Origin of the sequence: Bifidobacterium sp. MSK.17.10, from assembly GCF_019129655.1 — a bacterium.
Taxonomy (GTDB): Bacteria; Actinomycetota; Actinomycetes; order Actinomycetales; family Bifidobacteriaceae; genus Bifidobacterium; species Bifidobacterium adolescentis.
In genome coordinates, this window is record NZ_JAHOJD010000005.1 from 152363 (window position 1) to 175859 (window position 23497).

At 54.8% G+C, this 23497-nt stretch carries 23 protein-coding genes; 22 read left to right on the forward strand and 1 reads right to left on the reverse strand.

Annotated elements, in window-relative coordinates; all coding sequences use genetic code 11:
* The first annotated feature begins 222 nt into the window (after positions 1–222).
* The 9 genes from KSX58_RS06070 (at position 223) to KSX58_RS06105 (ending at position 16505) form a co-directional block, all read left to right on the forward strand.
* Positions 223–498: a hypothetical protein gene (locus KSX58_RS06070; protein WP_217735981.1), complete on the forward strand. Its 276-nt coding sequence runs from the start codon at positions 223–225 to the stop codon at positions 496–498.
* Between the two features lie 145 nt (positions 499–643).
* Entirely contained in the window at positions 644–1660 is a 1017-nt protein-coding gene (locus KSX58_RS06075) for a hypothetical protein (RefSeq protein ID WP_237976449.1), read from the forward strand.
* On the forward strand, positions 1657–1950 hold the full coding sequence (locus tag KSX58_RS06080; RefSeq protein ID WP_217735982.1) for a hypothetical protein: 294 nt from the start codon (positions 1657–1659) through the stop codon (positions 1948–1950). Before KSX58_RS06075 ends, KSX58_RS06080 begins: the two co-directional genes overlap by 4 nt.
* Before the next feature lie 104 nt (positions 1951–2054).
* On the forward strand, positions 2055–3500 hold the full coding sequence (locus KSX58_RS06085; protein WP_217735983.1) for a hypothetical protein: 1446 nt from the start codon (positions 2055–2057) through the stop codon (positions 3498–3500).
* Between the two features lie 177 nt (positions 3501–3677).
* The gene (locus tag KSX58_RS06090; RefSeq protein ID WP_217735984.1) at positions 3678–7694 is read left to right on the forward strand and encodes a hypothetical protein; all 4017 of its coding nucleotides are present in this window, start codon (positions 3678–3680) and stop codon (positions 7692–7694) included.
* A gap of 277 nt (positions 7695–7971) precedes the next feature.
* Positions 7972–9117 carry a hypothetical protein gene (locus KSX58_RS10460; protein WP_237976450.1) on the forward strand — a complete coding sequence of 382 codons (1146 nt, stop codon included), beginning with the start codon at positions 7972–7974 and terminating at the stop codon, positions 9115–9117.
* A complete protein-coding gene (locus KSX58_RS06095; RefSeq protein ID WP_237976451.1) occupies positions 9053–15739 on the forward strand; it encodes an FctA domain-containing protein in 6687 nt (2228 codons plus the stop codon). The genes KSX58_RS10460 and KSX58_RS06095 overlap by 65 nt, the downstream gene beginning before the upstream one ends.
* A 135-nt stretch (positions 15740–15874) precedes the next feature.
* Entirely contained in the window at positions 15875–16165 is a 291-nt protein-coding gene (locus KSX58_RS06100; RefSeq protein WP_237976452.1) for a prevent-host-death family protein, read from the forward strand.
* Complete coding sequence (locus tag KSX58_RS06105; RefSeq protein WP_217735985.1) at positions 16155–16505, forward strand: type II toxin-antitoxin system YafQ family toxin; 351 nt, start codon at positions 16155–16157, stop codon at positions 16503–16505. Before KSX58_RS06100 ends, KSX58_RS06105 begins: the two co-directional genes overlap by 11 nt.
* Positions 16506–16610: 105 nt before the next feature.
* Here the strand turns inward: KSX58_RS06105 and KSX58_RS06110 are convergent, their stop codons facing one another.
* Positions 16611–16958, reverse strand: coding sequence for a type II toxin-antitoxin system HicB family antitoxin (locus tag KSX58_RS06110; RefSeq protein ID WP_217735986.1), 348 nt, complete (start codon positions 16956–16958; stop codon positions 16611–16613).
* A 197-nt stretch (positions 16959–17155) separates the two neighbouring features.
* Between KSX58_RS06110 and KSX58_RS06115 the strand changes: the two genes are divergently transcribed.
* The 13 genes from KSX58_RS06115 (at position 17156) to KSX58_RS06175 (ending at position 23490) form a co-directional block, all read left to right on the forward strand.
* Positions 17156–17731 (forward strand): hypothetical protein, encoded by a 576-nt coding sequence (locus tag KSX58_RS06115; protein WP_237976453.1) that lies wholly within the window; start codon positions 17156–17158, stop codon positions 17729–17731.
* A 309-nt stretch (positions 17732–18040) separates the two neighbouring features.
* Entirely contained in the window at positions 18041–18274 is a 234-nt protein-coding gene (locus KSX58_RS06120; protein ID WP_217735987.1) for a hypothetical protein, read from the forward strand.
* 142 nt (positions 18275–18416) lie between these two features.
* The gene (locus tag KSX58_RS06125) at positions 18417–18761 is read left to right on the forward strand and encodes a hypothetical protein (RefSeq protein WP_217735988.1); all 345 of its coding nucleotides are present in this window, start codon (positions 18417–18419) and stop codon (positions 18759–18761) included.
* A 4-nt stretch (positions 18762–18765) separates the two neighbouring features.
* Complete coding sequence (locus KSX58_RS06130) at positions 18766–19305, forward strand: hypothetical protein (protein ID WP_217735989.1); 540 nt, start codon at positions 18766–18768, stop codon at positions 19303–19305.
* Positions 19306–19314: 9 nt separating this feature from the next.
* Positions 19315–19536: a hypothetical protein gene (locus tag KSX58_RS06135; RefSeq protein ID WP_085393643.1), complete on the forward strand. Its 222-nt coding sequence runs from the start codon at positions 19315–19317 to the stop codon at positions 19534–19536.
* Between the two features lie 65 nt (positions 19537–19601).
* Positions 19602–20216: a hypothetical protein gene (locus KSX58_RS06140; protein ID WP_217735990.1), complete on the forward strand. Its 615-nt coding sequence runs from the start codon at positions 19602–19604 to the stop codon at positions 20214–20216.
* Positions 20217–20240: 24 nt separating this feature from the next.
* Complete coding sequence (locus KSX58_RS06145; RefSeq protein WP_217735991.1) at positions 20241–20597, forward strand: hypothetical protein; 357 nt, start codon at positions 20241–20243, stop codon at positions 20595–20597.
* 75 nt (positions 20598–20672) lie between these two features.
* Complete coding sequence (locus KSX58_RS06150) at positions 20673–21056, forward strand: hypothetical protein (protein ID WP_217735992.1); 384 nt, start codon at positions 20673–20675, stop codon at positions 21054–21056.
* On the forward strand, positions 21050–21538 hold the full coding sequence (locus KSX58_RS06155; RefSeq protein ID WP_217735993.1) for a hypothetical protein: 489 nt from the start codon (positions 21050–21052) through the stop codon (positions 21536–21538). Before KSX58_RS06150 ends, KSX58_RS06155 begins: the two co-directional genes overlap by 7 nt.
* On the forward strand, positions 21535–21915 hold the full coding sequence (locus KSX58_RS06160) for an Ig-like domain-containing protein (protein ID WP_217735994.1): 381 nt from the start codon (positions 21535–21537) through the stop codon (positions 21913–21915). Before KSX58_RS06155 ends, KSX58_RS06160 begins: the two co-directional genes overlap by 4 nt.
* 186 nt (positions 21916–22101) lie before the next feature.
* Complete coding sequence (locus tag KSX58_RS06165; protein ID WP_217735995.1) at positions 22102–22365, forward strand: hypothetical protein; 264 nt, start codon at positions 22102–22104, stop codon at positions 22363–22365.
* A 182-nt stretch (positions 22366–22547) separates the two neighbouring features.
* The gene (locus KSX58_RS06170) at positions 22548–22829 is read left to right on the forward strand and encodes a hypothetical protein (RefSeq protein WP_217735996.1); all 282 of its coding nucleotides are present in this window, start codon (positions 22548–22550) and stop codon (positions 22827–22829) included.
* Between the two features lie 379 nt (positions 22830–23208).
* Positions 23209–23490: a hypothetical protein gene (locus KSX58_RS06175; RefSeq protein ID WP_217735997.1), complete on the forward strand. Its 282-nt coding sequence runs from the start codon at positions 23209–23211 to the stop codon at positions 23488–23490.
* Positions 23491–23497 lie beyond the last annotated feature (7 nt).

Below are 23497 nucleotides of genomic sequence, written 5' to 3' on the forward strand. Positions count from 1 at the left end.
GCTGGCTTTTCTCAATGCTTTTGAAAACCGGTAAAAATCTGAAACCTTGTGAACCGTTAACAAGCGAAAATCCTTTACCCCGGGTTCCCTAAAAAAGAAAAAGCCCGTCCCTCCCGTTCCGCTGGTTTTTCTCTTCGTCGTATTTCCGTGCTTTTCAGATTTTTCTAATGTTGGTTCCGTTAGACTGGATTAGTCCACATTGGTTTAAGGAAAAGAGAAAACATGCTTTTGCCTATCGCGCTTCCGACTGGTTCGCCGGTGCGTCCTCTTGATGATGAGACTGTCCGTGGCCGGTATTGCGATGGTGCCTACGTTCAGACCGGTCTTCCCGCAGACGGGGAGGATTACGACGAGTGGCTTGCCGAACATGACCGTATCGTCGTTTTAAAGGCCCTTCAAGGGCTTTCCAGCAGGATTAGGAACACTCATACCCGTAGGAACATAATCGACCTTCTAAAGGCCGATATCAGCGCGTATGAGACAGGAGACCCGCAGTGAGGTTCATCATCCATCCAACCAACACGGGAACCAGCCGTTGCGTCCGTTGCGGCATACGGAAAGACCCGCACGACGGGGAGGCTATGTGCCAGCATTGCTTGGGTGTCCACAACTACCGTCAAAACCATCCGTTCAGGGAGTCCCCATGGTTCGTCAGACCGTAGCAAGAAAACGTGGCGGATACCGGTTGACCATCAACATTCCAATCGAATGGTGGAGCGGCACCGACACCGTGCAGACCGAAAAGACGCGTGCCCTACGGCGTGCGAGAATCCGTCGGTATGCGAAAGACAAGTGGCGGAATCTGAAAACGATGAAACAGGCGTGGAAGGTGGAACGGTTTCTGGCCGTGGTCACTGTGTCGGCACCCCACGGCGGGAACGTGTTCCCAGCACGAGCCGCCGAAACCGTGAAGCCGATAATCGACGCCGGTTCCGACGTGCGCCTGTGGGATGACGATGACAGTCTGCACCGGCATTCGACCATCTACCTGCAATCGCCCATCGAAGCGCCTTCCGGCTGTTATCTGCTGGACATTCTCATCATTCCGATTTCCGACGAGAACCCGCAGTATCAGATTACGGGCGGATTGGCGTCGAGCGTGGTCGGCATGTGGAGGAACATTCCCGTGGGGGAGCGTCCCGCATGGTGCGACGGCTATGAGGTGAAGTTCAGCGTGCCGGACAAAATCTGGATTACCAGCAATTACACGGATTCGGATTTGAAAGCCCGCCAGCATGGTCAACGCAAGGCGACCACGTGGGGTAGGGGCAACACGTTGGGCGTGCGTGAGAAGGTCGGCTCCCAGCTCATCGCCTACGCGGAGGAGTGTTGGAAACGCCAACCCTACTGCGGATACGGCAAGTACATCGTCATCGCCAGCATCGCCTACCCGTATGGCGTGGCGCAGGCCGACCCGGACAATACCGCAGAAAGCGTGAACGCGATTCTGAAAGCGGGAACGAACGTCGGCGCATGGCATGGCACCACGTCGAACTATTGCAAGGGCGTGGCGTTCGTCCGGTCTAAGAATCTGAACCATGGCGGACGGCATTTGGTCAGACTGCTCGTGTTCCCCGTGCCGGACGGGTTCCAAATGCTGGAAGCGATAGCGGATTCAGCGGACGCGAGCTGGGAGGAACACGACCGGAGGTTGAAATGAGTTGGAAAAGCGTATTGGGCAAAACCCTGCTCGGGGCGGGTATCCTGTTTGCGACCGTCATCTACATGTCGTTCGACGTTCCCGCCGACGGCAGACTGGACATTCGTGAATCCATCCTGTCCCTTTTCGGCCTGATAGTAGGCTTCTGGATATTGGGGGAGACGTGGGGACGATTGCTGTGGAAGGGTTTGAGGATTCTCGCCAAGGATGTGGGCGTGTTCGCTGAAACCGTGTTCGTCCACGTTTCCGACCATTTTCCCAAGAAGTCGAAGCGTAAGAAAAACCGGTAGATTACCTTCTTTCGTCTTTTATCGACCTTGAGGATTGTAGACTGGAATCTGATGTTGGAAAAACCTCCCGTTCGGGGAGGAATCAGGTCGAGGAAGGACAAGACATGGCCTACAATCCGGCACAGCCGCGAAACCCCATCGGACAGTGGACTGAATGGGGTTTGACCGTCGGCTGGCATGAGTACGTTGACCGTCGCGGCAACGTGCGCAAGTACTACAAGAACAATCTCTCCCAAATGCCCAGCGGCTATGAGATGATGCACGTCGGCGCTAGCGGACGTAATTTCAGCACGCTCAAGAACCATGATGTTCACGAACGCGTGCATATCACCGGCACCGAGGACGGCGAACAGCTCGCCATCGCGTCCACCGGCAACACCTGCTTCGGAGTCATCAACCATGACCGTGAGGCCCCGGAACACACGTTGAGCATGTGTCGTGGAAACAAGTTCCAGCCGGTCAGCGAGAACCTGCCGTTGGACGAGACCAGTTTCGGCGGTCGTGCCGCACAATTGGAGGGGCGTAAGGACGGTAAGGTGTACGACACCCTGAACGCCCGAACGAACGAGCAGGTCAACCGTGCCGCGTTCGAAGGCGAGAACGCGAAGGTGTACCACATCGACCCGAAGGACTTCGCGGAGGCGGAGGTCAAAGCCCGCCACTACTACGAGAATAAGCTTGGTCTGAACAATGCCGACGCGCGTTCCGCAGAAGTGTTCGTCTACATGGACAAGGAAGGCAAGACGCACGTCGCACCAGCCTTGAAGCGAGACTCGAAGACCGGTCTTCTGAAACGTGCCCCCCGCCCGCATAATGAGGGTGGCTCCCCAATGGCTATCGTTCCGGGCGACGATTTGACCCGAATGACCCGCGCCATGCAAGCCGAAGGACTGGACGACGTGCAATGCGCCATCAGCGCCGGTACCGGCAAACAGGCGAACGGCCATCCGCAGAACGCCCTGCACTTCCGCAAGGAGTTCTACCGCAATAAGACCAGTGGAGACCATGTGACCTCTTGGGGAACCATCGAAATGAACAACAAAGGCACCGAGGTCGAGAAGGCCCGTGGCGAGTTCAGCAGCGACAAGGAGTACGCGGACTACAAGTCGAAAGTCGCAGACCGTCGAAACAAAGCCGCATCCAACTACTATCATCCGGTGGACAGCGAAAGCGCCGCCAAGCTCATGCGCCGTAAGACCGGCAACATGAACATTCCACAGGACAGCATCGAAATGCGCCATCAGGACAAGGAAGTGTCCTTCGCGGTTCGCGGAGAGCATACCAACACCCTTTACGACGGATACGGTTCCCGTGTCGGATACGAGGCGAACGACGCCGACGGATTCCGTAGCATGTTCAACTATTCGCACCAGAACAATCCGGTACCCGTCCAAGCCGTGCATGTCGGCACCGGCAAGCATGAGGGACAGTACGGCATCACCCTACGCGACAAGGCCAGCGGCATGAGCGTCGTGTCTTGGTACAACAAGCGCGGACACCACACCGACACCGAACCCCTGCTTAAAGCGAACCTTCCCCAGAGGGCATGACATTTCCCAAAACGATTTTTTCGAGGTGGACAATCCGGCAAAAGTCTGGATACCGTCCACCCTGAAATTTTTTTCAAGGTATTTTCCCACCTATACGAGGTTGACGGCATACATGTCCGCTAAGGTGGTAGACGAAATCCGCAAAGGAAACGTTTCACATTTCGGATAGGACATTGAATGAGTGACAATTGGAACAATGCCGCCAAGAAAATCGGTGGCGTGGGTCTTGCTGCCGTGATGGCCGTCGGCTCCATGGGAACGGGAGCTGTGACGGCGTTGGCCGTTGACGACGCCAATACGACGACCCCGCTATCCACTTCCGGCGGCGAGACCACCACGACAAGCCGTAAACTCCAAACCACCTACGGAAAGCAGACCGTCACCTACGAGAAGGACGGCGACGGCAACTATACGGCCACCATCGACAAGTACGACGGCGACCCGTTGGAAGCCGCCACCGCCACGCTTGACGGCGAGGACAAGCCTATCGCATTGTCTGCTGAAACCCCGACCCTCAACATCGACCACAGTAAAGTCGGCGTCAGCCATCTGACCGGCACCGTCACCTACAATGGCACATTCGATGAGTCTGACACCGTAAGCCGCAAGGTCACACTGACCGTGAACGTGGACGAAACCTACGGCAAGGAAGTCACCCTAAAGAACGGGACGAAGTTCGTCGTGCAAGGCGACACCAACACCGCGAACGCCACACTGAACGGCGTGACCTTGGACAAGGACGGCAATCCGTCCGAAAACACCGTCCGCCTGTCGGACGGCACCACAGCCGCAATCGACTGGTCGAAACCCACATACGATTACAGGAACGGCTACACCGTCACCAAAACCGGAACCGCGACCGCCAGAGTCGAAATCATGGACTTCAACTGGGACAGCGGAACCCGAATCGACGCCTACGGTTGGAACACGCACACGAGCGTGACCGCATCCAACACCGCCAGCTGGTCAACTAACTATGAGGGCAACGACATCCCATTCACCACATCCGACGAGGATGGAAAACAGCTCGCGTCCATGACCGGCAACACCATTCCTCAACGACTGGAAGTTACCGGCAGCAACGGCAGCAACGTGACCCTCACCAATCCGACCATCACGCCGGGAGCCACCACCGGCGCGGGCAAACTCGGCATGATTCACGAGACCGGCACAGCCGGATACTCCAAGGAAGCAGGAGGAATCCTCCCCGAATTCGCCGCGACCGTGAACTATACGAAGGATTACGGCAAGGAAGTCACCTTGAAGGACGGCACCCCGTTCACCATCCGACAGAACGGCAGGACCGCCGTGTTGGACTACGCGAACAAGGACTACACCGTCAACAAGGCGGGCAAGGTCGTCGGCAAGGACGGCAGGGAAATCACCAGCCTGAAACTGTCCGACGGCACAGAACTGCCAATCACATGGTCTAAGACCACTGACTCCAAAACCCATGTGACCACCGTCGTGGGAACCGTCAACCAGAAGTACAAGACCATCGACCCGGAAACCAAAGCCGAATACGAGTGGACGATTCAAGTCAACCAATCCTACTCCCGTACCGACACTTGGAGCGGTGAGGTAGAAGGGAAGACGTTCCAGTTCACGAACAATCCGGAAACCGGCGACCAATCCTACACGGCCAGCGAACCGTCCGACAAGGTTCCGGGACGTATCACCGTGCGTACGAACGACTCCGACGACACGTTCACGTTGAACCACGGCGACCTGAAGGACGTACGCCTCACAGCCAACGGCACGTTCGCCAAAGTGGACGTGACCGGCACAGCCGTCTACCATGTCGGCGCTAAGAACGGCAATCCGGCGTTCGACGTTTCCATCCCGTTCAAATATTCCACGGGTGAGAACATCACTCTGGCCGACGGCACCCAGTTCACCGTATCCGGAGAAAACCCGGACGGAACCGTGGAAGCCGTAGCCAATGTGCCCGCCAACAAGTCCTATCATGTGAGCAAAGACCGCAAGGTCGTTGACAAGGACGGCAATGAGGTCAAGACAGTCAAACTGTCCAACGGCAAAAGCCTGAACATCGCATGGAACGTCAGCGTGGACAACGCCACTCACGTGACATCCGCAACCGGCGTCGCCACAGGCAACTACGAGTACACGGACGTTCAGACCGAACAAACCAAAATCTGGCATATGACCGTCAACTTGGGAGATTATTCACGTACCAACACTTGGTACGCGCAGGTTGGAGATAAGCAGATTCCGCTCATAAATCTTCCGAACGCGGGTGGTAACCAGTCCCTCACCACTCCGACCGTGAACGTCCGTCCGACCACCGTGACCATCGGCTCACTGAACGAAGACGACAACACCAAGTTTACGATTGAACCGACCTTCAGGGAACAACACATCACTTCGGGCGATAAGCTCGGCACAGCAATCGTATCCGGCACAGCCGTCTACCATGCCGACGCGAACCCGGATAAAGGCTTGCCGCAGTTCGACATCACCGTACCATTCGAATATTCGATTGGCGAGGAAATCACGTTGAACAATGGCACCGATAAGGGGACTCCTTTCAGCAAGTACGAAGATGGTTCCTATCACGCCGGATATTCCGCAACGGGCCTGTCCGACAAGGACAACAGTCCTTCCTACCATGAGGTCACACTGTCCAACAAGGACAAAGCCACCGTCAAATGGGAATCCACTCCCAAGACCATGGTGGGTGCCGACAACGAGCATAATATCGTCGTGCTCTCCGGAACAGCAGAGGGAACCGTGACCGTCGATGACGGACACGGCAACAAGATTGAACAAGCCTACACGGTGGGAACCCGAGACGTTCGTCCCGAGGATAAGAACTTCACGAAGATGACGCTCACCCAGACTTCCTCCGACGGCAAGTCCAAGAGTTACGAAATCAATAAGACGGACTTTGATGAGAACCATCAGAAAGTCGTTGACCTTCCCGCCTCCGACGCGAAGGACTCCTTCTCCCTCTCCGCCGAGCATGGTCTCGACGCGGAAGTATCCCGTCCGAAACTGAGTGTTGACGGCACCAGCCGAATCATCACAGTCAACGTGAACGGCGTGGACTACACGGTACGAGTCAACTTCCAAACCTCCGACATCCAACCGGACAGTCCCGCCAAACTCAACGGCATCTACGTGAATCTCACCGGCAAAGCCGAAAAAGGCACGCTCATCGACAATTGGAATCCGAACAGGCTCGACTATGTGGTCGCATTGAAAGACGCGAACACCAGCGCCTACCTGCTACCGGAAGCCCCGGCAGGAGTAACCGTCAAAGCCGGAAACGTGACCCAAAGCGCACAATCCAACCGACAGGAATGGACAGTCACCGACACCGCCACGGGAGCAAGCCGCACCTACAGTGTGACCGTAACCCGTCCTGTCAAAACCGCCGTCACCGAATTCCAGCCGAAGGAGCCGGTGGAACAGTCTCCGGTCAAGACACCAGACTCTCAGACTGACACGAGCCTCGCATCCGTCGGTTACGTTGGCAAGGACGGCAAGTATGTGCCCGTCACATCCGACAAATTCGACATTCCGGAAGGCGGCACCTTCTCCTATGAGACGAAGGTTGGCCAAAGCGCCGTAGTGTCCAGTTCCCACAAGGGCATGACCTACACGTATACGGTCAGCGTGCTCTCTCCGGACGGCAATACGTTCACCCAACATGACTACACCGTCACCTACATCACCGCCGCCACCCACAAGGCGGAACTCACCGGCATCTCCGTGGACGGCAAGCTCATTAACGGATTCGACCCGAACAAAACCTCCTACGAAGTGGCTGTGGACAATCCCGACAAGTGGACGGTCGTAGGTCAATACGACAAGGATTCGGGAATGAGCATCACCATCAACAAGAATGGTGCCGATGCGACACTCACCGTCACATCCGGAGATGGACTCGTGTCCAAGGATTACAAGGTTCACGTCACCAAGAAACTGTTCGGAGGCGCTGGAACCGCTGGCGTAAGCGACCTCGCGCAGACCGGCGTGAACACCGGAATCATCGGACTGGTCATCATCGTGCTCGCCGCAGTCGGCGGACTGTTGGCCATGGCCGTCAAGAAGCTTGGCAAACGTAAGACCGCAAGCCAGACCGAAGAATCCTCCGACGGTCAATCCAATGCCGAGACCGAAACCGAATCCGACCCGGACAAGAAGAAACCGGCCCATAAAGCCGAATAACAGATAAAGCCTTGCCCTCCCCGACATGAAACCATGCTTCAACCAGTTGCCAAAGATTGGAAGAAGCATGGTCGGAGCGGGCAAAAATCGGAAGGCTGGCCTTGGGAACTCTCCTGCAAACCGTACTTGAGACCAGCTTTCCATACTTATAACTGAACAATCAAAAAACGCGCGGGGGGGGCTTCTTTTCAGCCCTTCTCCCGTTTTCATGACACACTCTCCAGAAGGGAAGCTCAAGGTTATGAAACCCGGCCTGAGAAAGGTTGCCGCGCTTATCTTGGCTACGGCGACAATGTTCGGTGGTGGCGCATTGTCCGCGTCTACCGCTTTGGCTGACGATTTGACGGTGGATTCGTCCACGCAAGTCCAAGCCGACACCAGTAATAGTGGGAACGCCGACACTAATAGTGGCAACACCCAGTCAGACATTACCGGCAGTAGTAATGCTGACAGTCAAACACAGTCGGACGTTCACGCCGACACTAGTATCCGAGCGCAATCCGCTCCGGAAGATGCTAAAGACGTTACCATTCATGACATGCTCGACACGGACACCGCATACGTGTCGAAACTCAAACTAACCGACCGAGTCACTGGAACCGCACCATTCGACAATGACAATGAGCGTGGCGACGATAAGGACGCGAGCAATGATATAGTCCGCTCGTTCGATGATGTAATCTACGACTACGATTACACCGTCACCCCGGATTCGACCATGGACTATTACAAGCGTACCCGTGTCGGCTTCCATTTCGAACTGCCTTATCCGGCGGATAAGGTCACGTTCGACACCGACCAAATGGGTTGGGTAGACCAGACTCCCGGCTATCAGCCGAAACTCACGACCGAAACCATCAACGGTGTGAAGACGCAAGTGTACACCTGCTATCGCCTGTTGGAGCCGACTTCCAACAGTCCGACCGTCAACCCCGGCACCAGCGCCATCCAGCTCGCGGTCAAAGTCAAAGCCGCGCCACACGGATACAAATTCCGCCCGACCGTACAGGCGTGGACAGCATGGAACAAGAACAATCCCACCGACACCGGAACACACAAGGCAATGTCGGACACGCCAAAGGACGTGACCGTAAGCGCGAAACTCAACCTGAACATAAGCCTGCAATACCAAATTACGGGCGGCGGCACCTACGATTTCAATACGGGTGACGCTACCGCGCCAAACAAAGGCAAAGGCAAGATTCAGGGACGCCAACTGCATGTGCTCGTCCGTACCGCGATGCGTTGGAAGGACAGGTCGAAGGGGTTGAAGGGCATCGAAGTGCCCACCGGAAGCATCGGCTACAAGCTGAACGTGTCCAGCGTGTTTCAGGACGACGACGACAAGCATGCGAAGCATGCGGGTGAAAAAGCAATGGCAGCCGATACTTTGGGACAGAATCCACCAAACCACCACTTATAAGTGGAACGGAAAGAGCACTCACAACAGGAAGTGCGACTCGTTCGACCACAATGGTAGTTTCCCCAGCTCCATCACCGTGGATAAGGAGTCCGTCAACGACGGAACCACCGTCTACGACGACGGCACCATTACCGACAAAGGCACCACCGTCAACGTAAGCTTCACCGGCTACGACACGTTGAACTACCCGTGCGCCAACGCCGGACAGTACACCTCATTCGGCAAATGCTCCACCGCATACATGGACGGCTCCCTCACCCAACAGCAGGTAGCCGCACTGCACGTGGACGAGTTCACGTTCATCCTCCCCACCGCCACCACGGACGGCAAGACCGCCGCCCAGTATTATGGCAAAGACCAGACCGGCAACGTGACCATCACCGATACCGCACTGTCGGCCACCAGCGTATCCGGCATGACGCTCGACACGTCCGATACGAACACGAACCAATCGGTCGCCGACGACGACTTGGCATCAGGCAACTGGACAGTAAGACTGCCCGGAGCATTCATCCAGAGCATGTACTACACGAACGCATCCACCCGCACCGTCGGACGTTGCGACAACGCGACCACCGGACGCTGGCAGGACGCGGAAAGATACAAAGGTTCCGACCGAGTGTTGGAAAACACCAAGTTCGGCATCGTCACCGCAGCCGAAAACAAACTGAATTCGACCGGCAACGGCAGGGTGCTCGGCGTCCACTTGGTCAAATGGGACCCCGACATCCTCACCCCGTTGTCCGCAAGCGACAATCCCGACCAACCATACACCGTCCACGACAGCTACAACACGTGGGGCGCGCGCTTCTGGTGGTCGGACACCCGCACCAATGACGGCATGGAACCCGTCATATGGGGCGTATTGCCCAACGGCGTCAACTTCTCCACCGACACCGCGCAAGCCAAGGCCGACTATGATGATTTCGACTGGTATCCGACATACGCTCAGGCTGCCAAGCATGGCAAAGTACTCGCCGCGCAGATAATCGACACACGCGTATGGGATACCGCCAACACGTCATACGATTCACGTATCAGCGTCGGCGCCACGCTCCCCATGCAGGTCAACGACAAGACCGCAGGCAGGACGGCGCAGACCACCGGACAGGTTGACTACTGGACACGCAACGACCTCGCCAAGAAAGCCAACCTCGACATTGAGGACGATTTGACCACGTGGACGGCATACGCGCGCTCCATCACCGGCGACGACTACACGAGCCTCGTCAAACAACTAGGCAAGCCCAGCCTCCACTACGACGGCAAAACCTATCTGAAGGCCACGTTCAGCGACGACGGCGTATATCAGGGCGGCGACACCGGCGGAAACAACAAGGGCGACACCCTGTACGTCGTGGGCGAACGTCCGGCAATCGGCATCCACACCAGCCAGAAAGACACGGCCAACACCGTGTCGAAGACCATCTACGATTTGGACAAGGAACAGCGTCACGCCGACTGGGTGATAAACGCGACCGCCAAGACCGGCGACAGCAGCACCGGCGGCGACTATCTGACCGACTACCACATCAAGGTCACACTGCCCAAGGGTCTGACCTACACGGACGGCTCATCGACCGTGGGCGGAGAATACAAGGACACTGATTCAGGACAAACGCAGGGCGTTGTCACCGGCGGCACGCCCGTCACGCCGACCGTCACCCCAAACAAGGACGGAACAACCACATTGGAGTACACGGTCAACGGAGTGAAGGCGGACGGGACGGACACGCTCGTCAGATTCTCCACCACCATCGGAGAGCCGTCCGACCCGGAGACGGACGCGAAGAACAACCAGCAGTATACGGTGAACACGGAAATCAGGTCGAAACGGTGGATGGGCACCCCGTCCGCCGCCTACGGTCAGACCGCCGCCTACACCATCCGCGTGTCGCGTACGCACGCGTCCAGTCTTGCGACCCGTGCGAAGACCCTGTTGAACGAGACCCAGTCGAATCTTGGATTCGTGAATATGCTGGGCAACTTCAGCCGTGACGCGAAACCCGCCCCGTATGCGGTTGACATCATGCCCTACAAGGGGTTGGGACAGTCCGACTATCACGGCGAATACACATTGACAGGACTGTCGGTCAAGGCCGGTGCGGGCGCGAGCATGAGCGGCGTCAAAGTCTACTTCACCACCGACCCGAAGTGGCGGAACGTGGATGCGACGAAGATAACCCGCGAACAGGTCGAACAGTGGACGGAAGCGAAAGTGGATGCGACGACCGGCAAGGTCGTCATCCCCGACGGCTGTGACCAGCCGGTGGCATGGGCGTTCACGTCGCCCAGCCTTCCCGCCAACGCCCGCTACGACTTCACACTGGGCATCAAACCCACCAATAATAGTGCGGGCGACGTGTACATGAACCGGTGGGCTGACGGTGACAACAAGGTTGACGCCCTGACCCAGATAGTCGAGCGCAAGGTCAACGGTGTCGCATGGTTCGACGTCAATCATGATGGCATCCGACAGGATTCGGACCGTCTTCTCTCCGACGTGACCGTGACCCTCTTGGACAAGAAGGGTAAGACCGTCACCAGTGTGGACGGCAAACCCTGCGCCACTCTGACCGACAAGAACGGACGCTACGAGATAGGTTCCATTCCAGCCGGTAGCGGCTACAAGCTCAGGTTCACGCCGAAAACCGGCATTACATGGCACGGGCATCATACGACCGTCAAAAACGCGAAGGACGCCAGCGAGGCGACCGATTCCGATAGTGATGAGGAGGATGATGCGGACGGCAACATGATTGCCGGAGTAATCCCATTAAAGGATTTCCCCGCATTGAACAAGATGACTGCCGCCATCTACGAAGACCTGAACGAAGACCACGGCATTTACGGCATGGTCATGCCCACGGTTCCGGTCGCCGTCAAAGCGGTCAAAGTGTTGAACGGTCGTCCGAACGGCGCTTGGACTGAAAAAGACAAGTATGTCGCGGACATCACCCCGTTGAACAATGCTCCGAAGAGCGCGGTGCCATCCTCCATCGCGTTCACCGACAACAAGACCCAGACAGTCAGAATTAACACCGGCGCGTTCACTCAGGAAGGCACTTACCAGTATGAGGTGAAGGAACGCAAGGGAGACAATGCTGGAGTCACGTATGATGACCGTGTTTGGATACTGACCGTCACCGTCACCGACGATTTGAACACGTTCGACCGTCATGTCACGGCCAACGTGTCCAATAATGGAATTCAATCCGACACCGTCCAGTTCACGAACACGTATGCTCCGAAGGATACGCAAGCCCGTATCGTGGCAAGCAAACTGTTCACGAACGCAGACCAGTCGGCCACCAAGATTACCGACTTCCAATTCGACCTGTATGCGAACGACAAGGCGACCGGAACTCCTATCCAAACCGTGAACGCCAGCGCGGACGGCAAAGTGGAGTTCTCTCCGCTCCTGTTCACCAAGGCGAAGCTGAACGGCAAAGACAAGGACACCTTCTCTTATTCGGTTCGTGAACGCAACACGGGTGCGGCGGGCGTCAAATATGACGACCATTACGCCGTATGGACTGTGACCGTCACCGACGATAACAGTGGACAGTTGAAAGCCTCGCTCATCAATCCGGCCATCTCCATGAAGAATGGCAAGACCATTGACAACGGCCAGTTCGTCAACTCGTATTCCAGCCAGCCTGTGTCCGTCACGCCGAAAGCCAGCAAGGTAATCGACAATCCGAAGCACACGCTCCGCCTGTTGAACGCCAACGAGTTCACATTCGAATTGCAGGACAAGAATGGCAAGACCATCCAATCCAAGACCAACAATGCGGACGGAACCGTAACCTTCGACAAGCTCGCCTACAATACGGTAGGTGAACACGATTACCGTATCGTGGAAAAGACGGGACAGTTCAAAGGCATCACCTACGACCAGACCGTCCACGCCATGCACGTCAACGTCACCGACAACGGTTACGGACAGTTGAAAACCTCCACCTCTTACGACAATACGAACAAGACCCCGGTCTTCCACAACACGTATCAGCCGAAGGACGTGACCGTGAGCCTCACCGCACACAAGACGTTCGACAACAAGAACGCCAGCCATGCGAAACTCACCGACTTCCAATTCCAACTGTTCGACAACGAGCAGGCGGTAGGCAAGCCGTTGCAAACCGTGAACGCCGACCAGAACGGAAACATCAGCTTCCAACCGTTGACGTTCACCGCCCAACAGTTGAACGGTGCCAAAACCCGCACGTTCACCTACACGGTGCGTGAAGTCCGCCAGTCGGTGGGCGGCGTCAACTACGATTCCCACATGGGAATGTGGCAAATCACCGTCACCGACGATTTGACCGGACAGTTGAAAGCCCAAACCAGAACGAACGCGGCCTATCCGACCACGTTCACGAACACGTATCAGGCGAAGCCGGTCAGCGTACAATTCCGTGCGCACAAGACCCTCAACGACCCCGACCATACAGGCATCCAACTGCAAGCCGGACAATACGAGTTCAAATGCGTCGAGGACAAGACAGGCGGTCAGGCTGGAACGGTGAAAACCAACGACCAGCAGGGCAACATCCTGTTCGACACCATCTCCTACAAGAAGACGGGAGTGTACGACTACACGCTCAGCGAAGTCCACGGCGACAGGGGCGGCGTCACCTATGATGCTACGAAACATCATGTGAAAGTCACCGTCACCGACAATGGCGAAGGCCAACTGTTGGCCGACGTGAAATATGATAACGGAACCAACATTCCGGAATTCACCAACACGTACCATGCCCAACCCGCCACGGACAATCCGACCGCAATGAAGAAGATGACCTCCCCCAAGGGCAACAAGTACACGCTCAAAGGCGAAGACTTCAACTTCACACTCCACCAGCAGTCGGCACCCGCCAACGTGCGGAACGAAGACCAGACGAAACGGAACGACCAGCAGGGCAACATCCGATTCGACCAACTGTCGTTCCCGCTCGTAGGCACCTACGTGTACACCATGACGGAACAGGATACGACCATTCCGGGAGTCACCAAGGATGGGACGGTAGCCACCATCACCTACGTGGTCAAGGATGTTGACCATACGGGCAAGCTGACCGTCGTGTCCAAGACCGTCACCCCAACCACCGGCGCTAACGGCAAGAACATCACGTTCACCAACCATTACAGTCCGAAGAACGTCGGATACTCCATCAGCGGCGTGAAAAACATCGTCAACACGGATACGGCAACCAGCCGCACTCCGCAGGACGGTGAATTCAAGTTCCAACTGAACGCGGTATCCGCACAAGACGCGGACGGCAACACCATCAGCGTGAACGACATGCCAATGCCAGCCGGAAGCCAAGACGGAACACAAACCGTGTCCAACAAGGGAACCGGATTCACATTCGGCCAAATGGTCTACACCATGCCCGGCGTGTACACGTATCACGTGAAGGAACTCGCCGGAACGGACAAGACCATCGGCTACTCCACTCAGGAATACGATGTTACCGTCACCGTCACTGACCATGACGGCGCTCTCACAGCGACCGCCGACCGTCAGACCAATGGCATCCGATTCGACAACACGTACACCCCGACACCCGTCAGCGTGCTACTCGAAGCGGCCAAATATCTGACCGGACGTGACCTGAACGACAACGAGTTCACCGCCGAATTGAAGGATTCCAACGGCAGCCTGCTCCAAGCCAAACCGTTCACCCGCGTTCCACGCAACACGCAATCCGACAAGGTAACTGCACGCGAAGGCGACGGAACCCTCGAATTCGACAAGCTCACGTTCGACAAGACCGGCGTGTACACGTACACGGTTGACGAACAGGACGGAACCTTGGGTGGCGTCACCTACGACACCACCAGCCACACCGTCACCATCACCGTCACCGAGGACTCGAAGAGCCACAAGCTCGTCTCCAGCGTCGCCTACTCCAACGGCAAAGCCAACGAAAAGAGCATCCTCTTCCGGAACACGTACCAGCCGGAAGACGTGTTGGTCGAACTGTCGGCCAAGAAGAATCTGACCGGACGTGAACTGCAAGCGTCCGAATTCGAGTTCGAGCTTGTGGACGATAAGGGCAATGTCATCGACAGTGAGAAGAACGACAAGCAGGGCAACATCCAGTTCAAGCCGTTCACCTACAGTCGAGACAATGATGGAGTGGATGATTGCGGCGAATACCGGTATGTGATTCGCGAGAAGAACACCGGCGAGAAGAACGTCACCTACGACAAGACGGAACACCATGTAACCGTCACCGTAAGCGACAATCTGCAAGGCAACCTGACCGCCAGAGTCGAATACGACCCGACGGACGATTCAGCGAAGGATTCCAGCACCATGCTCGTCACGCCGACCGATAAGGCCGACAAGACCGACGGGGATGCTGGTGAGGATGAGAACAATCCGACCGCAACCCCCAGCATGGTCACAACCACCGGAACCCGACCCGAGTTCACCAACTCCTACATTCCACCGGTGACACCGGCCATCGTGAAAGCGGTACGCCAACTCGCCCAAACCGGTGTGAACACGCCCATCATGGCGGTCATCCTGTTCACACTCTTGGGAATGGGATTGACGGTCGCGTATTCCGTCCGTAAGCGTCATGCCGTGACGCCGCGACATGGACGCTGACACGACCGTGAGCTAGGGGAGGGTCGGGCTGGTTCCACCGCCAGTCCGACCCTCCCTTTTTGTATTGCCTTCAAGTTGATGTCAATTCGCATGTCTGATAACATGTATTTTTACATGCAATAGTAAGGAGACGCAATGCAATTGACTGTACCTGTGGAGACGATGGTTCCTATCAGCCGATTCAGCAGGGGAACCGCAAGCTCCGAATTCGCCAAAGTAGGGGACGGCACTCCCGTCATCGTCATGAAGAACAACCACCCCGCTTACTTCATCCTCAACGAACATGATTACAGGCATTTCCGCGAACTGGAGAACGAATTAGTAGAACTTAAGAACAAAGAAGCCCGCCGTCAGGCTTTGGAACACGAATACACTCACTCATCTGACACCGTTGAAGACATGATGGACTATCTTAATGCGCTCTGAACTGAAGCTAAAAACCATACGGTCGTTCGACAACGACGTCAAACGTCTGAAAAAGAAGCATTACGACATGAGCAGACTTGAGGAGCCACTTCGGGCTTTAGGGGAAAGTGATACTGATGTTCTGAAGACGAAATATTCCGACCATGCTCTCACCGGCGACTGGAAAGGATTCCGCGAATTGCATGTCGAATCAGACCTACTACTTGTATATCGCCGCGACGGAGACGAGATTTCTCTAGTTCTGGTGAGACTTGACACCCACGATTCGCTATTTTCCAACGGCCGCGTCTCCCGTAAAGACATCAAATCATATAAGACAGCGGAGGGTAAAAGCCTATAAAGCAAGGTGAGCCTAGGTGGGGTCAATCCCCTCAGCTGGCCTTTGCTATGCCCAAAAATAATCTAACAAAAAACAGTCATACAGCAATGCTGGCGTCGGTCATTATCAAGCATTCAGGTGTGCGAAAAGGGCGTTCATGTCTCGATAACCTCGCGTGTGTTCGTCCTTTATTATACGCTTAGCCTCCCGCATGGCGGAAATAGTCTCCTTGTTCGGAACGTCTGTGGGTTGGTTTGAACGGTATCTGTCAGATAATGGTATAGGCGGTTCCTTGCCTTGTTTTGTCATATCGTCCACGCATTCCCGTGCGACCTGTTGAATGCCGTTCAGTGCTTGGTCTGGTGTTTTGTCCAGCCAGCTGAGGTTGGGGAGTTCGAGTACGGTTCCTACCCATTCCTCGTTTTCGTCCGACCATTCGATTTTGCATGTGTAGTGGTTGGTGGGGTTTCCCATTTTTTGTCTCTTTTTGCCGAGTGTTTCCAATGGTTGTTTTACCTCATGTGGAGGAGAAGTCGGTGAGCTTTTGAACGGATTTTAGGCCGCAATCCCCTTCCGTAAGGTCGGGGAGGTTCAGCGACCACACCTGTGGTATACTGGAATTGTTCACACAAACAGGGGTTGAAAACCCACCACGCATAAAGGAGACAAAAATGCTCAGCCTCGAAGTCCAAATCAGCAAACGCACCAATCGTTGGGTGGATGTCACCAACGACTTCCTCAACATCGCTAGCCGCAATTACCTCAGCGGACGCAAGCACTGGCGAACCATGAAGGGCGTCGAGAACTTCATCGACAAGGCCATCAAGACCTACCCTTGGCTCACTCGTGAGAACTTCCGAATCAACGGCACCGAAGAGGAACGTCGCAAGCCACAGACCTCCACCACCGACGTGGAAGTGCATGTGGGGGACATATTTGTCAGCTCTTGGGGTTACAGCATGACTCTCGTGGACTTCTACCAAGTGACCAAGGTCAGCAAGACCGGCAAGAGCGTCAACGTCCGCAAGCTCGCCTACAAGGTCGTGGATGGTGCCACCTGCTCCCCGCAGGGTGGGCGTGTGGTTCCCGTCAAGGACTGTTTCGTGGGGGAGGAGTTGAAAAACAAGCGTATCAGGGGTGATTATGGCATGAAGCCCCGCCCTATGTTCACTGTGAACGATTGCGCCACTGCCCATCTGATTGAGGATGTCAACCCTAACGGCTACTTCATGTGCAACTGGGATTGATTTCTTAAAATAGGGAACTTGTACAGGAAACGTACAAGTTCCCTTTTTTGTTTTTGGGCGGGTTGACGCTTCCCTTTATAGAGGTATACTGGAATTGTTCACACAAGCAGGTTTCAAAAGGAGAACAACATGGACGCTGACACTCAGTCCATCGACATTCATCAAGCCACGGAGGTTTGCTTTTTCGCAGAAAGGGGTTACAGGTGGAAAGGCGAGCATCCTTGGATTCTCACCATCCCCGTTTCTGAACTGGCTTACCGGTGTGTGGAATCGTGGCTCAATATAGCTGACAGCAGATACGCAGAGGGTATGCTTCCTACGGAGGGTCTTCAGACCCGCTACCGCAGGCTTACCGACTCCGACGCCGAGCAGGCCGAATGGGATTCCTTCTGCGATGACCTCCGCGATGAGGCCGCCGACATGGATATGGAATATCTGGCCGCATGGTTCATCGACTTAAATAAATCCGTCACTGTTTCGCATGTGTTGAGGCAACGCGACGGCAAGCGGTATCTCGACTCAGAATGCGAATATGCATACTGATTGTCTGACTGGCGGGCTGGGGCGTGTGTTTGCCGTCATCTTCTAGGGTAGGGAACCTTGCTTGTCTTTCCGTTTGACAATCCTGTTTTTGTGGGTTATACTGGAGTTGTTCGCACAAAAAGTTAAAACCAAGGAGAAAAACATGACCATCAACCTGCACGACCTCACTGGACAGGAATCGGGAATAATCCTCGTGGAAACGGATGATGGACGACACATGAACATGGTCGCCAACTGGGGAGCCAATGACGGACTGCCGTATCTTTTCGAACCAATGCTCGAACCGTTCTCGTTCCTCTTCCTCCCCTCAGAGGATGTCCACGTCGAAACCGAACGCATTCACAGCGGGGCACTCAACGACGAAATCGCCCACGACGGTCTCGAAGACTGGAACCCGTTGGACGACGATTTGGACTCGGACGAACCCTGCGAAGTATACCCGCTGTCAAACGGCTGGATTGTCGTCGCCCCGAAGGAATGGAACTGACATAATGAAAACACGTAACGTCCTCAACACCGTTGCCCACACACTGCCGGACTGGCATGTGGGCAACGACCGCCAATTCGGACGCATCACCGCGTACGACCCCCAAGCACGATACGAGATTATCGTCAACTTTCCCGACCGCGACACCATCCGCATCGTCCGCATTCAGTACGAGCTAGTCGAGGATAACACCGTCCTCAATACGGCCGACATGGGTGAGGAACAGGCATTGTCCGAACTGTCCCGCCTGCTGGCCTCGCCCATGCCGCGCACCGACCGGCTCATGTGGCTGAAAGACCAGTTTGACAAGACCGCTGAATGGTGGCGGAACACGATTGGCGGCGAACAGATGGCGAAGGACACCGATGATATGGCCGAACGGTACATGCATGTATGCGAGAACTGCAACAAATACCTTGAACACGACCCTGTAACCGTGTTCAAAGGGTGGCTGCTGTGTGAGAAGCTTGGCAGTCCGTATGAGACGCGCCGTCAGGCCGCATTGCACATGCTGGCCGACGTGTGGCAACTGGACAGGGACTAAGGGGTTGAGATGGAATATTTTCCGAACAAAAGAGCGGTGGAACTGCTTTGCGAAGACGCCAACAATGAGCGCGGCTGGCTCAGCGACGGACTATACGAGACGGCAACGGTCGATAAGGACACCGGCATCGTCCATGTGGGCGAACACGGCAGCATCGACCTGTACGCGATTGTCAGTCTGGTCGAAAAAGGCATCAAAGACGAGGGAGGAAAAATCTATGGTAACGGATGATATTAAGCTCATCGACCCAATTCGACGCGGACACCATGGAATCCTACGCAAGGAAGTGGTGAACCATGCTTGACCTTGAACAACTGCTATCCGACCTGCGCGGACTGGAAAACGAACTGAACGGAATGGGCGTCGAAGCCGTATTGGACGAGCGGGATGATGGAATGCCGGAATTCCACTTCGGAGAGTTCGGCGGCGGACTCAGCTGGTGGGTTAACAAGGGATTCTACCTCACCATCTGGGCCGGAAACCTCAGCGACGTCTATGACACCAATATCTTCTGCGAGTTCCGGCATGAACTGATGCGCCGTCTTGCCGACCAATATGAGGAGAAGGCACAAGACACGCGCGACGCGTGGGGTAGGCTCTGCGGAGACGACACGCCAATGCCCGCGAATCTGGCCGAAAAGTCCGATGGATACGAGCGCGTGGCGGAACGGCTCCGTGACGCCATCAAGGACGACGGAGTGCCCGTCTTCATCGACAACTTCGCCGACTTCAAACTGCTCCGCCAGCACGACCCACGCGACCTTCTGACCGACGTCACCGGACAACGCCTGCGTGGCATGGGACTTGTGGAGCGCAAATACTGTCCCGGCGACGTGTTCGACGAGCTGACCGACAAGGGACGCGCGGCCGTCGAATACACGGCACGAACCATGGGGATAAGCCTAAAATGATATTCGACGGCAAACAGAGGGGGTATGACCTTGAACGTCGATTTTGAGGATAACGGTAACGACGAATACGGTCTGGTTTTCTCGCGGGACAGTGAATACGACCCGCTCCCATCCTTCCAGTTCAACGACTGTGGGGAAGTGTTCATCGGCTTGCCGGATGATGACGTGGCGGAACAGGTGAGGGATGTTCTGAACAGAAGGTATCCCGTCGATTCGCGCCGACAGTTGGGTGAGGCCGTCTACGACCGTTTGAATTTGAAACGTCAGGTATTGGAGTCCGTGATTCGTGCCGACGAGAAGAATGGTCGAGACGCTTCGGAGAAGAAACTGGAGTTGGAGTTTCTGGAGGACGTGTTCGAGTCTTTGGATGATATCATCTGATTAGGGTCACTCAACTGATTGTGGTATAGTGGGGATGTCCACACATAAAGCATTCGCATAAAAAGGAACCACTACATGAATCAGTCAGAACCAGAAACCGACCTCATATCATGGTTGGAACAACAATGGGACAAAGCCGTCAAAGATTCCGAAACCCCGGACGGGGAACTGCTGGAAAAATACACTTTCTACGACGGCCTCACCACAGCCTACGAATTCACCATCGCCCGCGTCAAACAGTATGGAGTCCAACCGACCACAGACAGTCGGACAGCCGCACTCATGGAAATCATCGACTATGCGGACAAAAAGAAAAAAGAACTCCGCTACAACCGTACGATACGGAATCTCACCTCCCCAGACGAGTCACCGTCACCCGACGAACAAGGAGGCCACAATTCCTACGGCGACATAATTCACATCTGCGAAAAACTCTTGGAAGAAGCCGAATTATGCTGAATCTCAAGGAACTCATTGACGTAGGTTGCGCCCAAACCATGGTTGACTCGGACGGTCAAATATACCCGTGCAGTAAACCCATCGTGGCAATCCGCCACTGGCCGGATTACGGTGAAGGGGACAGTTACAGCGGTGTCTGCCAACAGCACGCGAAACAAGCTGACGCCGACCTTATTCCGTTGAAGAACGTTCCCAATTCACTGCTTCTGCCGTTCTATCTCACCTATGAGGATATTGACGATAGCAGTTCATCCACCCAACCACAGGTGGGTGATTACGGTGTGGCAGTCCGCGAGAACGCTCACGGTCAGGAAGAAATACCCTTCCACATCGAACAGGAGGAGCATACCGGTCTGCCGGTCGCGGTTCTGAACACTCAACTGTACGCAAAACCGGAGGATGATATAGAAGACGGCCAATATGTGAGCCTGTTCCAATTGTATATCGACGGTTTCGAGTTGAGCAGGACAGGCCGGAAGTGAACGAAAATGATAGAACCGACGATATCCTACTCTGGACACGACTGGTTTTGAGCCTAGCTCAACTGGTCGTGGCATTAAGCGTTATCGGACTAATCGTCGCACCACCATTGACAAATGGACTCAATCGGTTGAAAACCGAAATCTGGGGACGGTCAATCACCTTAGAGGCCACCGTCACCGACCGGCAGGGCAATCCCGTTCCCAACGTGACGGTCACGGTCGTCCATGACGATGGCACTCCCTACAAAGATAGTGTCGGCAATCCCGCCAGAAGCGTCACCGACAAGAACGGCAGATACAAGATTAAGGCAAACGTCAAGAGAACCTTCCGATTGGAAGTGGTTCCACCTCAACAAAACCAAAATCAGAAGGAGTAGTAAAACATGGTAGATTTCAACGAGTGGAGTCAAGACCCTTTCGCTCTTTTTGCGGCGTTTCTTACCTTGGTTATAACAGTGACCTTCATTTCCGGAATTATCTTTTTATTTAACGATAAAAAGATTAAGAAAATCGTAGGCGGACTGTTAGAAGTAGGATGCATTATCAGTGTAGTGGCGTTGATTATGACGCTGGGAGCGGAGGAGACCCAGCACCCGACCTTCGAGGAAGCATTGGCTACATCCTACGGGTACGAATCCGTACAATGCAAAGGGGTTGGTGACGTGCGGGACGGAGACACCCCGTGCGTGGCTTACTCCAATCATGGTCGTAAGAGGCAGGTTATCACCGTGGTAGGCGACTCGGAGAAGAACACCGTCAGAGTGTACGATTCCAACGGAAATCTGGTCAAGCCGGTCTTGACGAAAGCCCCGTCCAAGAAGGACTGAATCAATGGCAGACCCAAAGTACATTCGAAAAAATCCAATCCATGTGCCGTTGTCAAGACTACGGACGCATGGTCGAAAACACCGACATTGATGACCCCTATCGTCAGAAAAATGAAAGTTAACGGGGTTATTTTCAACAAAAAGTCGATTTTAGCCCCGTTAACAAGAGAAAGGAAAACAGGATGGCGGTGAACGTCACTCAGAAAGACAAAACCCTGCATGACACCATAGACTGGTGCAAAGAACAGATAGCCCGAATCAACGAGATGATTCCCACCGCTTCGGACGAGAATTTTCTTGTAGGGGGAACGGTTCACGTTGCAAGCCGTCATCGCACACTGCGAGGAACAGTTGGGATATTCAGGTTCCATGCCGTTGGAAGTGCCAAATCAGAGCGAGAAAATAAGCCGCTGATGTTGCCCGAAGATACGATTAGCCTGTTTGTTTTCCGGTTTTTGGCGTGATTGCCAGTCTTGCTTTTTTAGGTTATACTGGGGTTGTTCACACAATCTATTAAGACAAGGAGAGCAATGTCCAACATATTCAAAAAACTGAAAAACTGGACTTTTGACGTACTGGGATTCGTGTTCTTTGTCCTGCTTGAAATGTTCCTCTATCTCATCGAAGTCATCGACTTCTTTGCGAAAATTAGAAGACCACCGTCTTCTAATTCCACGAAAAAGGAGCAACAATGCAAAACCGATATGTAAACGGATGGTACGTCACCTGCTGGTATTGCAAGAACACCGTCGATGCCAATAGGGTCAAGTGTCCCTACTGTGGAGCTTGGCTTTTCCTCACGCCGCAAGACTATGAAGAACTGAGAGAAGAAGGAATTAAACCATGAGCCGATTGAATCTAGTCGCACGAATAGACTCGTCATTCCCCGACAAGACCGCCTACAAGCGGGTATTGGAAAACGGGGAAATCATCTGGGAGAACAGCAAAGGCCGTGAGAAATGGCGTTGGGTTCCCATGATTGTGGAAGAGCCGTCCGAGAGCGGACGATTCCTCGAAACGGAAACCGCGAGGAATCACCATCAGTACAAGCTGGACTCCCGCAATCCACTCCGACTGTTCGAGTCGATTCTTGCGTATAACAAAGTCAAGGTCACTGACCGCTGACGTATCA

Coding starts and splice junctions, on each gene's coding strand:
- KSX58_RS06070 (WP_217735981.1), top strand. CDS start 223: ATGCTTTTGCCTATCGCGCTTCCGACTGGTTCGCCGGTGCGTCCTCTT.
- KSX58_RS06075 (WP_237976449.1), top strand. CDS start 644: ATGGTTCGTCAGACCGTAGCAAGAAAACGTGGCGGATACCGGTTGACC.
- KSX58_RS06080 (WP_217735982.1), top strand. CDS start 1,657: ATGAGTTGGAAAAGCGTATTGGGCAAAACCCTGCTCGGGGCGGGTATC.
- KSX58_RS06085 (WP_217735983.1), top strand. CDS start 2,055: ATGGCCTACAATCCGGCACAGCCGCGAAACCCCATCGGACAGTGGACT.
- KSX58_RS06090 (WP_217735984.1), top strand. CDS start 3,678: ATGAGTGACAATTGGAACAATGCCGCCAAGAAAATCGGTGGCGTGGGT.
- KSX58_RS06095 (WP_237976451.1), top strand. CDS start 9,053: ATGCGGGTGAAAAAGCAATGGCAGCCGATACTTTGGGACAGAATCCAC.
- KSX58_RS06100 (WP_237976452.1), top strand. CDS start 15,875: ATGCAATTGACTGTACCTGTGGAGACGATGGTTCCTATCAGCCGATTC.
- KSX58_RS06105 (WP_217735985.1), top strand. CDS start 16,155: ATGCGCTCTGAACTGAAGCTAAAAACCATACGGTCGTTCGACAACGAC.
- KSX58_RS06110 (WP_217735986.1), bottom strand. CDS start 16,958: ATGGGAAACCCCACCAACCACTACACATGCAAAATCGAATGGTCGGAC.
- KSX58_RS06115 (WP_237976453.1), top strand. CDS start 17,156: ATGCTCAGCCTCGAAGTCCAAATCAGCAAACGCACCAATCGTTGGGTG.
- KSX58_RS06120 (WP_217735987.1), top strand. CDS start 18,041: ATGCTTCCTACGGAGGGTCTTCAGACCCGCTACCGCAGGCTTACCGAC.
- KSX58_RS06125 (WP_217735988.1), top strand. CDS start 18,417: ATGACCATCAACCTGCACGACCTCACTGGACAGGAATCGGGAATAATC.
- KSX58_RS06130 (WP_217735989.1), top strand. CDS start 18,766: ATGAAAACACGTAACGTCCTCAACACCGTTGCCCACACACTGCCGGAC.
- KSX58_RS06135 (WP_085393643.1), top strand. CDS start 19,315: ATGGAATATTTTCCGAACAAAAGAGCGGTGGAACTGCTTTGCGAAGAC.
- KSX58_RS06140 (WP_217735990.1), top strand. CDS start 19,602: ATGCTTGACCTTGAACAACTGCTATCCGACCTGCGCGGACTGGAAAAC.
- KSX58_RS06145 (WP_217735991.1), top strand. CDS start 20,241: ATGACCTTGAACGTCGATTTTGAGGATAACGGTAACGACGAATACGGT.
- KSX58_RS06150 (WP_217735992.1), top strand. CDS start 20,673: ATGAATCAGTCAGAACCAGAAACCGACCTCATATCATGGTTGGAACAA.
- KSX58_RS06155 (WP_217735993.1), top strand. CDS start 21,050: ATGCTGAATCTCAAGGAACTCATTGACGTAGGTTGCGCCCAAACCATG.
- KSX58_RS06165 (WP_217735995.1), top strand. CDS start 22,102: ATGACGCTGGGAGCGGAGGAGACCCAGCACCCGACCTTCGAGGAAGCA.
- KSX58_RS06170 (WP_217735996.1), top strand. CDS start 22,548: ATGGCGGTGAACGTCACTCAGAAAGACAAAACCCTGCATGACACCATA.
- KSX58_RS06175 (WP_217735997.1), top strand. CDS start 23,209: ATGAGCCGATTGAATCTAGTCGCACGAATAGACTCGTCATTCCCCGAC.